Raw genomic sequence first — 12,837 nt, forward strand, 5'->3', positions numbered from 1 at the left:
TAATTACACAACTTGTTTAGAGAAAATTCAAACTATTGATAGCGGAAATAGCCCCCAATCCTGGCAAGATTTTCTTAATAAAGACTGTAAAAAATGGCAACAACAAATACAAACAGATATTAACTATCTGACTCCAGGTCAAGAATTATTTGGACAATTCGTTGATATTATCCGAGGTATAGTAGAAACAGAACAAACTGAGCGCGATCGCTCGTTAGAAAACACAATCCAGATATTAGGTATCGGCTTTGGCGGTGGTGCGATCGCCTCTGGTGTATTCACAACACATATTGATAAAATTAATCTGCCGTTAGTACAAAAACATCCCCTTTACGCATCGTTAACTTTAAGCATCATTGCTACCGTGGTATTTATCGCTTTAGGTTGGCTAATTACCAAACGTAAATAAAGTAAATTGTTTGGAGAAACTATGCAAATAAAAGACATGACCACAGAACAGTTATAAAACTTGAACTGTAATCCCTCGATAAATTGGGGGACTTTAAGAGCTTTTTACCTGCTTTTTTAAGAGGGGTTGGGGGAATCAAAAGCCTGTGGCGCACTCTAGAAGACTGGTGTGTACACCGTAATCTTGATAAGGGGAGGGTTAGGATGGGATAAAACTTTGGTTAATCAGCTATTTCAGACTTGTGTATATACTGTAGCTCCGACTCAAAGAGAGACGGTTTTCCCTGCATAGTAAAACCAGGGAGAGGTTTTTAGGCGATTAGGAGACTAACCAGGAATTTTGCGGAGATTGAGTGAGAGTTAATCAACATAAAGTAGTATACTTTTTTGGGTTTGTCTAAAACTATCGACAAATTTCGTCTAAAAACCAATAATTTTGGGGTTGCTCTAAATGTTAAGTCCTGTAGTTACAGTCAGTATCTTTCAAAAACAACCCGACCCTAAAGGATTTTCAGCAGGTCAAGTCATCTTTGAAGAAGGACAGCCTGGTAATGAAATGTACGGCATTATCGAAGGAAAAGTGGATATAGTAGTCAATGGCAAGGTTGTAGAAACCATTGAAACGGGCGAAGTTTTTGGTGTCGGGGTACTCGTAGGAGTCGAAAATAGAACTTATACAGCTGTTGCCAAGGTGGATACCAAACTGGGTTTCCTTGATGAGAAAAAGTTTCTCTTTGCCGTTCAGGAAACACCAGTGTTTGCCTTAAAGGTGATGAAAAGTCACTCAGAACGTCTGAGTCGCTTGTATCGTCTGCTCTAAAGCACCTTAGCCAGCAGAAGTTCCAAAAATAATCAAAATCTTTCACTAATCTTACCTTCTCTCCTGAAGGCCACACATAATATATATGCTCTCTCTTGGGGAGTCAAAAGTCAGTATTCAGATAACTTTAGATTCTGGCTTCTGACTCCTGATTTATAGGTGCAGAATTTACCGGAGGTAGTAATGGCGCGTAAACGGTTGATTATTGAAATGGGAATGGGAATAGATCAGCACGGACAAGAGCCGACAGTGGCAGCATCTAGGGCAGTACGGAATGCGATCGCTCACAATGCTTTACCCGGTGTTTGGGAAGTCGCAGGTTTGAGTCACCCCAATGAAATGATTATAGAGGTTCAGGTAGCAGTTCCATACCCAGAGCAAGTTAGAGAAGCAGAAGTACTAGCTGTACTACCATTTGGTCGGAAAAGCCTCACCGTAGAATCTGGGGGGATGGTAGTTCAAGGGCGAGCAATTCCCGAACTCAATGATAAAAATGATGAAATGTTGATTGCGATCGCATCTGTTACAGTTTTAATCGAAGATGAGTAGCTGAGGTAATTCCTCTATAAACAAATCACTAAATTAAAAGTTATATAGCAATCCTAAATCATTCGTGAAAAGTTAGATCCCCGACTTCTTAAAGAAGTTGGGGATCTGGGCACTGAGAATTTTAACAGATCGTTGAAAATTAAGTGGCATATAGCAATTTTTCAGTAGGACTCATTTGTGCAAGCGCAATTTTTAATCGTTAAGTATATTTGCCGATTACTTTCTCAAAAAGCCTCATTGCTTTATAAAAATACCTATTTAATTTATCAAAATACTTAAATTGCTTTCTCAAAAGCAGCTTTGACTTACTTAAAAGCTGTGTTTGCTTTCTAATTTTGGTGTTTTCCGCAAGCAAAAGGAACTTTGACTTACTCAAAAGCTGCATTTGCTTTCTCATTTTGGTGTTTTCCGCAAGCAAAAAGAACTTTGACTTACTCAAACCCCGCTTTGCTTTCTCAAAAGCTGCATTTACTTTCTCATTTCAGTGTTTTCCGCAAGTAAAAGCAGCTTCGACTTACTCAAACCCCAGTTTGCTTTGTTATTGTTAATTTTTGAAGTTTCACCCTAAAAATGTTTTATCTCTAGGACTAAAGATTTGCTAATCCAAAGGTATAAGATTATATAAACCTGGAGAAAAATATGTCATTAGAAACAGAGACACTACAGGCGACACCACCAACTTCTACCTTTGAAACACTTGAGGAGAAGCAAGAATTTAACTGGAGGCAGTGCTGGTATCCCATCACCTTTGTGCAAGACTTGCCTGCAAACCGCCCTCATAGCTTTTCTTTGTACGATGAACCCTTCGTTTTGTTCAAAGACCAAAATGAACAACTTATCTGTTTAACAGATCGTTGTCCCCACCGTGCAGCTAGGCTTTCTGATGGACAAATTATTGACGGTAAAATAGAATGCTCATACCACGGTTGGCAGTTTGGCAATAATGGTCAATGTTTGCACATTCCTCAACTACCAACCGATGCCAAAATTCCGGTAAATGCTTGTGTATCATCATTTAAAGTCTTGGAACGTAAAGGTATCATTTGGATGTGGGCAGGGGAACCCAAAACGGCTATTGATGAGCTAATTCCATCTTTATCAGATTGGGACAAGCCGGAATGCTTCAACTTAGATTATGTACGTGACTTGCCTTACGACCAAAGCTATTTTATTGAAAACATTATTGATCCGGCTCACGTTCCAATCAGCCATGATGGGATCATGGGAAGTCGAAAAGATGCCCAAGCGCTGGAACTAGAAGTCATTGAGAGCAATATTCAGGGAATTAAGGGAAGGTGGCGGCGAACACGCACACCCAATGCGCCTTGGATTTCATTAGATTTCATTGCTCCTAATTTGATTCTCTACAAATTTAGTAACGGACAGCAAGCTAAGTTTGGAGGCACAGCCTTATATTCAATTCCACTAGGTAAGAATAGATGTCGGATTTTCATCAGAAATTATAGTAACTCGTTTCCTAAAAAAATCAAGCTGATGCCTCCCTGGTTAGATCACATCTTGATCCGAAACAAAATCTTAGAAGGTGATTTGCAATTAGTCGTTGAACAAAAGGCACAAATTGAGCGTTTGGGACAAAATCTCAAAGAAGTGTATTTACCGCTCAAAACATCTGATACTTTGGTGGTTGAGTATCGCAAGTGGCTAGATAAATTTGGGTCATCTTTGCCGTTTTATCAAGGTTATTCCACCTCGAAAAATGTCGGTAGTAGCGAGTCTGATCAAAAGTTGATCGCGTTAGACCGATTCTCGCAACATACACTTATTTGTAGTTCATGCAATCGAGCTTATAGAGTTACAAATACAGTCAAACAAAGTTGTATAGGGGTAGCGATCGCTCTAGCTGCTGTAGCCATAGTTGCAGATGATAGAATCAGAATAGCTACAATATCGCTTTCTGTAGCAGCAGTTGCAATGTCTGCTATGGCACAAAAGCTCAAAACTCACTTTGAACGTTCCTACACTCGTCACTAAAATGGGAATTGGGGACTGGAATCAGAATTATTTTCAACACTTAATCCCCTAATCTACAATTTTAGTCACGATGAAGTTAGCGGCTCTGCGCTAAAGTAAAAATATTGGGATCAAAATCTCTGGCAGTAAGTTCAAACACCACTAATCTTTACCACTGCGGCGATAATGTCTCAAGAACATAACGAATCACTCCAAATTCAGGAGATCACCAAACTAAAACCGAAACACTTTGCTGATTTAGTCAGATCAGCACAATTGATTTTCGACCCTACAGCCGGAGTTTCGGGCAGACATATTACAGTTGACTGGGAACAATTCGGAATTCCCCATGATGTGGCGGACAATCTCAAAGCACTTGGTCAGCAGTACCAATATGCATCTCCTCACATTCCTGTTGAAGTCATTTGGAGTCAATTAACTCCCGAAACTCGTATTTGGTTCGTTCAAAACAAAGACCGGTTGTGGCAGCTTGAGGAAGCTTTCCCAGCCCTTGACGAAGATTAAACGGCTGAAGCATTAAAAGGAATATAAATTATTTTTAGGGGCACAGCGATCGCTGTACCCCTATGTTCTCTTTATAGTGGTTCTTGTGTAAGTTGATTTATCGAACAGAATTCAGGAGTCAGGAGTCAGAATTCAGCAATGAATTCTTTGCGAGTGGCGGATGAATAACCGGCGTTTTTGCACCCCCACCAAATCATAAATTTGGTGGTCTTTAATCCTGCGCCGGTCTGAATCCCCGACTGATTGATTCTGACCGGAGCTTTCGGAGTCTCCGGCTCCGCTCCTGAATTCTGACTTCTGAATTCTGAATTCTTCTTCAAGCGATGGTGCTGTTTCTCCCACCGTAGGCGATCGCGTTAGGTTAATTACATGAGTTAAATTAATAAAAAAGCTTCTATTGATGAATCAAAGCGTAAGTGTTGCTCCTACCTTGGAAGAACACACTCATGAAACTCCCGTTGTCACTAATAAACAACAGCTATTTACAAAGCAAGTAATTGTCCTTGTCTTGGAAATGCTTCTAGCATTACCTCTGGGTTTACTCCTCGCAAAGCTTCAAATTGGCAGGATTGCCTGGATATTTGGCGGGATTGCTGCTGGTACGGTAGTTCTTCAAGGGTGTCGAATTTTTTATCAATATTCCCCCCAACCTAACCGCACTGCTAGAAAAGTAGGAATGGCACTTGTCGGTTTAACTGTCGGCGCTTCCAATACCCACGGTAATCTAACTAGTGTTGTTTCTGGTATTCCCATATTTATTTTTCTGACATTGTTTCTGCTGCTGAGTGGAACCTGTATTGGTTATATTTACGCCCGCCTCAGCAAAACCAACCTATTGACAGCAATGCTGGCTACGGTTCCTGGTGGTGTAGGAATTATGGCTGCGATCGCTGCCGATTACAATAAAAATGTCAGCTTAGTTGCCCTAGTTCAGGCGATTCGCGTCACCTCAGTAGTTGTTTTAATCCCCTTTATCGCTAGGACATCAACTGGTAATTACTATCCCCAAACACTCCCAATCAACGCCGCTTGGCTCAATTTCGATCCATCTCAATTAGAATTACTCTTGTTAGTACTCCTAATCACTGGATTAGTAGTTTATCCAGCTATATTATTTAAAATTCCCGCAGCCGATTTCTTTGGTGCATTGTTGATTGGTATCGGGTTTAATCCTTTGCTACATTGGCTACCTTTTGTAGGCGATCTTAGCTTTAGTCCGCCGCCAATAATAAACTTATTGGGTCAAATGCTCCTGGGGATTACCATTGGTGAATATTGGGGAGACAAACCCAACTTTCAGAAGCGGACTGTGGGCTATGCCTTAGTGTCTGTGGGAATGACCCTAATAGCGGGAGCGATCGCTGCTATACTTGCGATGCAATTAACCTCTTGGGACTGGTTAACTTGTCTGCTAGTCACAGCACCAGGAGGATCGGCAGAAATGATCTTGGTTTCTCTAACATTGAATCATAATGTTGAAATTGTCACAACTGGTCATTTGGTGCGGCTGATTGCAATTAATAGTTCCCTACCACTTTGGGTATTTTTGTTTCGCCGTCTCGATGACCAACTTTCTGAACCACTTTAATTCTCTTAAAAATAAAGGTTATACCAGAGCGATCGCGTGGAATTTGATCTATATTGTGTACCAAGGTTTTGAGCGTTCCACCCATCACATAAAACTAAACAGATTTTCTTTCAAAACAACTTTAGCAAATACGATACACTGAGTGAATTACTCAGCTTTTAATCATGAAAATACAACGCACGATTTACTGGAACAAGCTGACAGAGATTCAAGAACTAAAAGAATTTTTTGAAGAAGATTTCCAAGGATTTAAAAAGCTCATAGAAGATCGCATTGAAGAGGTTGAAAAATTTTCTGATGACGCTCTAGAGAAATTTAGCAAACTGCGGGCGTTAGAAGTAACTAATGGTTGCACTCAATGGGGATTTCGTCGCGGCGATAAAGAATGTTTGTCTTTAGAACAGACCCGTGAATGTATGAATCTAGTCATGGGTTTTATGAAACGGACAGAATTATATTTCCCTAGTGAGGGTCAAATTGAATTTGACGACGAACAAAAAGCATTTGTTCAAGCAGTGCGATCGCTTTACAAAGATGCATTTAAAAACAATGTTAAGGAGTCAGAGCGTGAATTCTATGCTGCATCAACAGCCCAGTTTATTGTCATTGGGCATGAACGTATGGAACGAGCTATGGCATTAGTCAAGCAAGATTATGAAACTCTCTTTTCGCCCTACTACATTGAACGAGGACAAAAATATATTGTTCCCTATTTAAGAGCGTTTGAATAGATATATCCGAAATATATACCTGCCGATTTTACCAAAGCCTTGGTGGTCAGCAGGTGAAGCAAAAGCAAATCGAGATTGCCACTGTGCAGCTAATTGAGGTTGCATACGGTTGGACGGACACGCGAAAAGGGATAATTTAAAATTTGGCAACCATATATAGTGTTATTTTCTATTTTGCGATCGCTTGTAGGGGTTGCATATTTGCGGTATGATTCTACTATTTTTGTGGGATGGGCATCTTGCCCGTCCCTTGTATTTCTGGGCAGGCAGGATGCCCACCCCACAAGAATCATTCCTTAGTTCAGCAACGCCCTTATTTATTGAAATTTCGCCTCTTCACCTAAACAATCAAATAGATGTAAACCTAACCGTTGGGAGAGTTCTTCACACACCTTCACCCCGCGCACGCTATTACCACGCACATCTAGCAGGGGTGAAAAAACTCCAATGCCCATTTTATTGGGTACAACGGCGATAATCCCACCACAAACTCCGCTTTTTGCCGGAATACCAATTTTGTAAGCCCATTCACCTGCAAAGTTGTACATTCCGCAGGTGTACATAACACTCAAAATATCTTTGATGTAACGCTTATCTACCGCCTGTTCTTTGGTGATGGGATTCATACCTTTGTTAGCCAGAGTAGCCGCCATCACTGCTAAGTCTTCGCAATTCACTATCACAGCACACTGCTGGAAATAAAGATCCAGCGCCTCTTCAATATTCCGGTCAATCATGCCAAAGTTGAGCATCAGATGCGCCATTGCACGGTTGCGATGTCCGGTACTGCGTTCTGAGGTAAAAACTGAAATGTCAACGAATACGTCGCGGCCAATATATCGCTTGAACATATCCAGCATTCGGTTCAGGCGTTCGGTAGGGCCGGAACCTTTAATTAAGCTAGTGGTGGCGATCGCACCAGCGTTTACCATTGGGTTATAAGGTCGCTTCGATTGCTCATCTAAAACAATTGCGTTGAATGCATCCCCAGTGGGTTCCACGCCAACTCTAGTTAAAATGTAATCCCGCCCATGATCTTCTAAGGCAAGTCCATAAGCAAAGACTTTGGAAATCGACTGAATGGTAAAGAGTTGGTCGTAGTCGCCAACTTTGTAAATCTGACCATCTACTGTGACAATGCAAATACTGAACAAATCCGGGTTTGCCTTCGCCAGTTCTGGAATATATTTAGCTACTGCACCCTCTTGCAGTAACTTGTACTGAGAATGCAATTCCTTAAGAACAGCTAATAATGGCGACGAATCTATTTCTAAATCTCTTTGATTTACTTGGCTTGTCATCAGGTTGGTAGCATTCCCCAAAATACTCACTATATATAGTAGGGTGCAGTTGTACCTCCCTAATTAGCAAAATTTTGGAAAAGACACCTTGCTCTAAAAAAGCATCTTTGAGTAAATACTTAGGTCTAAATTTAGGCATTGTTATTTTTAATACAAATTATGGTTCGTTTGCAAGCGATCGCGAAAATTTTCTAATTTTTTCATCATTGATCGCAAAAAATATTAAGTTGAGTATCTTTCTTTTTTTTATACTCAGTAATACGGGGCTTGTAAGTTCTATTTATTACTTATCTACGTTTAGTTATGGGGAATAAAAGTCATCATTAATCTAAGTAGAAAAAAAAGATTAAACTTCAACTAATTTGCATAATTATTTAAGATGTAACTCTTATCACAGCTTCTTCACAGAGAAATCTAAATATTTTATTAAATAAGTTGTTTTGAGTATTTATGCCGATGCCATTTCATGAAAGTTATATTATCTTCTTATAGGAAATAGTAAAAATACATGTTATCTAGAATACACAAGTAGTAATGAGCCTTTAGAAAAGAAATCAATAGGTATCATTGCTTTAGCGTGCAATCAACATAAAATTTTTTTAAGAAATTTTTGACTTGCAGAAAAAAACGTTACATAGCCCAAGTCCTCGTTTGAGAAAGGTTTCACGCTTAAAATTGGAACTTTAATTTAATTAAGCTGTCGATAATTACGCTAAAACCCTGATCCCCAAGCCAAAAGGTTCGTGTTAGTCTGTTGCAGTTATAAAAAACAAAGTGAAAACGGAACGAGTTCGAGTTTGTTGAGAAGGGAAATTCACTTTTAGGAGTGAAAAATCCCGCAGTTTATAAAACTTAAAGTTCTACAGTCGCTTTCAAAAACGGACGCATGAATCAAAGACATTTGTGGATTATTGTTGCCCTGTCTATGGCTGCTTTGGGCATACCTTCAGTCGGTTGTACTCAAACTACCAAGGGAAATGCGCTAGCATCCCAAAAATCACCTGCCCCTGATGTGGTTAAGGTGGGAGAGTACCAATCTAGAGCAGGGAAACAAACCTTGGATGCTGTGATTACAGAAATTCATCCTCACGAGATTAGAGGACGTAAGGCGGCAACCCTTTTTATCAGAAATATACCTGTTCTCACCTTTTTGAGTTCTGTATCAAATACAAATCTTGAATCTAAGAAAGTTGGTGAAATTGGAAATACTAGGGGCGTACAATCATACGCCCTTCTTGCTAGCAATTCATCAAATGCATTGAATACTGGGAACGTAACAGATGCGAGTAACCAGATTAACTCTTCTGACAATGATCCGGTTCAGGTAGCTGGTGTAATAGCAGCTAAGATCAACCAGTTGAATCGGGAAAATGTCGATGGGAGTAAGATTACCGTCAGCTGGAAAGCAGGGGAAAAATCTAATGCCAATCAAGCGCAAAACAAAAGCGTCCCTGCTCAACAAGATGGCGATCGCTATGTAATCAAAATTGATGGCGAAGAATTAGTCGAAATCAACGAAGGTACGCGACTAGCAGATAGTACCAACAATTTGGCGCAAGATGCATTGCAAGCAACCAATCGCCTGCGGAGACTACTAGGCAATGCATCTCCTATAAAAGAAATTGCTGATTTACCTGTGCGTTCGCCAATAGCAATGCCAAAGCAGCCTCAACAGGTTGCCGTTGGAGCAGTGCGATCCACCTTGAGAGGTATAGCTTCTTTTTACGGCTATGACTTTGCTGGTAATCGCACTGCTAGCGGTCAGAGATTCAATCCAGAAGCAATGACTGCCGCCCATCGCAGCTTACCCTTTGGTACAAAAGTCCGTGTAACCAACACCCGCAATGGTCGTTCTGTAGTGTTGCGGATTAATGACCGAGGCCCATTCATTCGGGGCCGAATCATTGACGTGTCAACTGGCGCAGCTCGAGTTTTGGGAATGATGGGCAGTGGCGTAGCACCAGTACGTGTTGAAGTTTTAGGGAGATAATTATTAGGGAGTAGGGAGAAGAAGCAGGGGAGCAGGGAGCAGGGAGCAGGGGGAGAAATAATTAATTCCCAATTCCCAATTCCCAATTCCCAATTCCCAATTCCCAGTTCCGTATCACTTAATTCCCCTAGTTCAATCAACTCTTCCCCTATTTCAGATATAAACTAACGGGGGAGGGATCGATAAGAACTAGGGGTATTTTTGTGCGCCTGCTGACAACAGTCGCAGCTTTACGCTGCTATTTAACTAAACGCTGCTCAGAAAACGCGGTTACTGAGGATTTAAGACTAGATGAGATGACTGGCTGGTATCGAACGGCAGTAGGTCTAGTGCCAACGATGGGGAATTTGCATCAAGGTCATTTAAGCTTAATCCAACGGGCGCGGCAAGAAAATTCTACGGTGATTGTGAGTATTTTTATCAATCCTTTACAATTTGCCCCCAGCGAGGATTATCAACGCTACCCCCGCACTTTAGAGCAAGACCAACAACTTTGCGAACAAGCTGGGGTAGATGCGATTTTTGCACCGAGTCCTGAAGAGATGGCAGTTCCCCAGAAGAGTATACAAGAATCAAAGGTTACACAAGTTATACCACCATCTGCTATGATGACAGGTTTGTGTGGTCGTTCTCGGCTGGGCCATTTTCAAGGTGTCGCTACGATTGTTACCAAGCTTTTCAACTTGGTACAGCCTGACCGTGCCTACTTTGGTCAAAAGGATGGTCAGCAACTGGCAATTATTAGACGCTTAGTAGCTGACTTAAATTTGCCAGTAGAAATTGTTGGTTGTCCAACAGTGCGGGAAGGATCGGGTCTTGCCTTCAGTTCTCGTAATCAATATTTGACTGCAACGGCAAAAGAGCAAGCGGCTGTATTATATCGCGGACTGCAACGGGCTGAAGCTGCATTCATTGCAGGCGATCGCAATAGCAACAAGTTGATAGCAGTGGTACAGCAAGAAGTGGCAATGGTCAGCACAATTTTAGTGGAATATATTGAATTAGTTGAACCGACTACGTTGATGTCTTTAGAAAAAGTTGAGGAGGAAGGAATGTTGGCGATCGCAGCCCGTCTGGGTTCTACACGTTTGATTGACAATACCATATTGCGCGATCGTCAACCCATAATCGCCATTGATGGCCCAGCCGGTGCTGGAAAATCCACAGTGGCGCGACAAGTGGCAGCAAATTTGGGTTTAGTCTATTTAGATACAGGAGCAATGTACCGTGCTGTCACTTGGTTAGTATTGCAAAAGGGGATTGCGATTGATGATGAGTGTGCGATCGCTGAATTAACTAACCTGTGTAAAATTGAACTTACTCCTGCCCAGGATTTACAATCATCCGTGCGGGTTTGGATTAATGGTACTGATGTTACTCAGGTAATTCGCAGCATTGAGGTAACATCTCTTGTATCTGCGATCGCAGCCCAAAGCGCTGTCCGTCAAGCACTGGTTAAACAACAGCAAAGCTGGGGTAAAAAAGGTGGTTTAGTAGCTGAAGGACGAGACATCGGTACTCACGTCTTCCCCGATGCTGAAGTGAAAATCTTTTTAACCGCTTCTGTGAGTGAACGCGCGCGTCGCCGCCAGGAAGACTTTAACAAACAAGGTCAACCCAAAATCAACTTAGAGCAGCTAGAACGGGATATTGCCGAACGTGACTGGAAAGACAGTACCCGCAAAGTTTCACCTTTGCAAAAAGCAGCAGATGCGATCGAAGTTCAAACCGACGGTTTAGATGTGTCTGAAGTCACGGCACAAATTGTTAACTATTACCAGCAGCGTTTATCTCAGTGATAGCTATCGCTATTCACTGTTAGCTTTTTAGTTTCAAAGGGTGGTGGGTGAGTGATGAGTCACTTACCATCCTTAAAATAAATAGATTATTTAACTATTGATTCGAAATTAAGCTTCGTTTAAGAATTAAAACATTACTACTTTTTTAAGTATTAAATCATCTTGCTTTCGACTGATTTTTGTTATTGCCATTAATCCTACTAAAGATAGAAGTATAAAGGCTTGAATTCTTAAATGCTAATTATTATATTGGCCTTTCGCTACGAGATATTAGCCATTTTTATTTATAATCGTGGATTTCTAGCGATTTGACTTATTACCCAATTACTTTGTTTTCGTCTTCACTTTGGTAGTAGAATGACGATGTTAAGTTTTATGTTTCATCATTAAAGACATAAAACCTGAAAAATAAAAGCTGTTAATTTCCCAAGCTTCTGTAATAGCTTAAAACTGGAAACCGGTAAAGAGAGGATTTGACACAATGGCATTTGTACAGCCCCCACTACCCTTCGAAATTAATGCTTTAGAGCCAAATGGCATGAAAGCTGAAACTTTCGAGTATCACTACGGTAAGCATCACAAAGCTTATGTAGACAACCTCAACAAGCTCACTGAAGGTACAGAACTTGCTGATAAGTCTCTAGAACAGGTGATCAAAACTTCCTTCCAAGACTCCTCTAAGGCGGGAATCTTCAACAACGCTGCTCAAGTTTGGAACCACACCTTTTTCTGGAATTCCTTGAAACCGAATGGTGGTGGCGCACCCACCGGCGATCTCGCAGCCAAGATTGATAAAGATTTTGGTAGCTTGGACAAATTCAAAGAAGAATTTTCTAACGCGGCTGCAACTCAATTTGGCAGTGGGTGGTCTTGGCTGATTGATGATGGTGGTACGCTAAAGGTGATCAAAACACCCAATGCAGAAAACCCTTTAGCTCATGGTAAAAAAGCACTCCTAACCTTGGATGTTTGGGAACACGCTTACTACATCGACTATAGAAACGCTCGTCCAGCGTTCATCAAGAATTTCCTAGATAACTTGGTTAACTGGGACTTTGCTGCTGAAAACTTGGCCAAAGCTTAATTAGTTGCTGGCTCGAACTGAGTGCGATGTCTCTTAGTAAGCTGCTCCATAAGTTAATTTACAAAAGTTGA

The 12,837-nt window shown here is 41.1% G+C and carries 10 protein-coding genes and 1 pseudogene; 10 read left to right on the top strand and 1 reads right to left on the bottom strand.

Annotated elements, in window-relative coordinates; translation table 11 throughout:
• From VB732_RS21445 to VB732_RS21475, 7 genes and pseudogenes are all read left to right on the top strand, one after another.
• Positions 1 to 409: pseudogene (locus VB732_RS21445) on the top strand (hypothetical protein); the annotation flags it as partial.
• A 450-nt stretch (positions 410 to 859) separates the two neighbouring features.
• Entirely contained in the window at positions 860 to 1,228 is a 369-nt protein-coding gene (locus VB732_RS21450; protein WP_323232918.1) for a Crp/Fnr family transcriptional regulator, read from the top strand.
• A 183-nt stretch (positions 1,229 to 1,411) separates the two neighbouring features.
• Entirely contained in the window at positions 1,412 to 1,777 is a 366-nt protein-coding gene (locus VB732_RS21455) for a Lin0512 family protein (RefSeq protein ID WP_323232919.1), read from the top strand.
• A gap of 639 nt (positions 1,778 to 2,416) precedes the next feature.
• Positions 2,417 to 3,769: a Rieske 2Fe-2S domain-containing protein gene (locus tag VB732_RS21460; RefSeq protein ID WP_323232920.1), complete on the top strand. Its 1,353-nt coding sequence runs from the start codon at positions 2,417 to 2,419 to the stop codon at positions 3,767 to 3,769.
• Positions 3,770 to 3,934: 165 nt separating this feature from the next.
• Positions 3,935 to 4,273 carry a hypothetical protein gene (locus VB732_RS21465; RefSeq protein ID WP_323232921.1) on the top strand — a complete coding sequence of 113 codons (339 nt, stop codon included), beginning with the start codon at positions 3,935 to 3,937 and terminating at the stop codon, positions 4,271 to 4,273.
• A 400-nt stretch (positions 4,274 to 4,673) separates the two neighbouring features.
• The gene (locus VB732_RS21470) at positions 4,674 to 5,861 is read left to right on the top strand and encodes an AbrB family transcriptional regulator (RefSeq protein WP_323232922.1); all 1,188 of its coding nucleotides are present in this window, start codon (positions 4,674 to 4,676) and stop codon (positions 5,859 to 5,861) included.
• Positions 5,862 to 6,025: 164 nt separating this feature from the next.
• Positions 6,026 to 6,592 (top strand): hypothetical protein, encoded by a 567-nt coding sequence (locus VB732_RS21475; RefSeq protein ID WP_323232923.1) that lies wholly within the window; start codon positions 6,026 to 6,028, stop codon positions 6,590 to 6,592.
• Positions 6,593 to 6,909: 317 nt separating this feature from the next.
• Here VB732_RS21475 and glsA read toward each other — a convergent pair whose 3' ends face one another.
• Positions 6,910 to 7,893 carry a glutaminase A gene (gene glsA / locus VB732_RS21480; RefSeq protein WP_323232924.1) on the bottom strand — a complete coding sequence of 328 codons (984 nt, stop codon included), beginning with the start codon at positions 7,891 to 7,893 and terminating at the stop codon, positions 6,910 to 6,912.
• Positions 7,894 to 8,779: 886 nt separating this feature from the next.
• On the opposite strand from glsA, the gene VB732_RS21485 reads away from it, so the two are divergent.
• The 3 genes from VB732_RS21485 (at position 8,780) to VB732_RS21495 (ending at position 12,766) form a co-directional block, all read left to right on the top strand.
• Positions 8,780 to 9,883 (top strand): septal ring lytic transglycosylase RlpA family protein, encoded by a 1,104-nt coding sequence (locus tag VB732_RS21485; RefSeq protein WP_323232925.1) that lies wholly within the window; start codon positions 8,780 to 8,782, stop codon positions 9,881 to 9,883.
• 203 nt (positions 9,884 to 10,086) lie between these two features.
• Positions 10,087 to 11,682: a bifunctional pantoate--beta-alanine ligase/(d)CMP kinase gene (locus tag VB732_RS21490; protein ID WP_323232926.1), complete on the top strand. Its 1,596-nt coding sequence runs from the start codon at positions 10,087 to 10,089 to the stop codon at positions 11,680 to 11,682.
• A 481-nt stretch (positions 11,683 to 12,163) separates the two neighbouring features.
• Entirely contained in the window at positions 12,164 to 12,766 is a 603-nt protein-coding gene (locus VB732_RS21495) for a superoxide dismutase (protein ID WP_323232927.1), read from the top strand.
• The last annotated feature ends 71 nt before the right edge of the window (positions 12,767 to 12,837 follow it).

It is taken from the genome of Nostoc sp. UHCC 0252 (genome assembly GCF_034931145.1).
In the GTDB taxonomy this organism is placed as follows: domain Bacteria; phylum Cyanobacteriota; class Cyanobacteriia; order Cyanobacteriales; family Nostocaceae; genus Nostoc.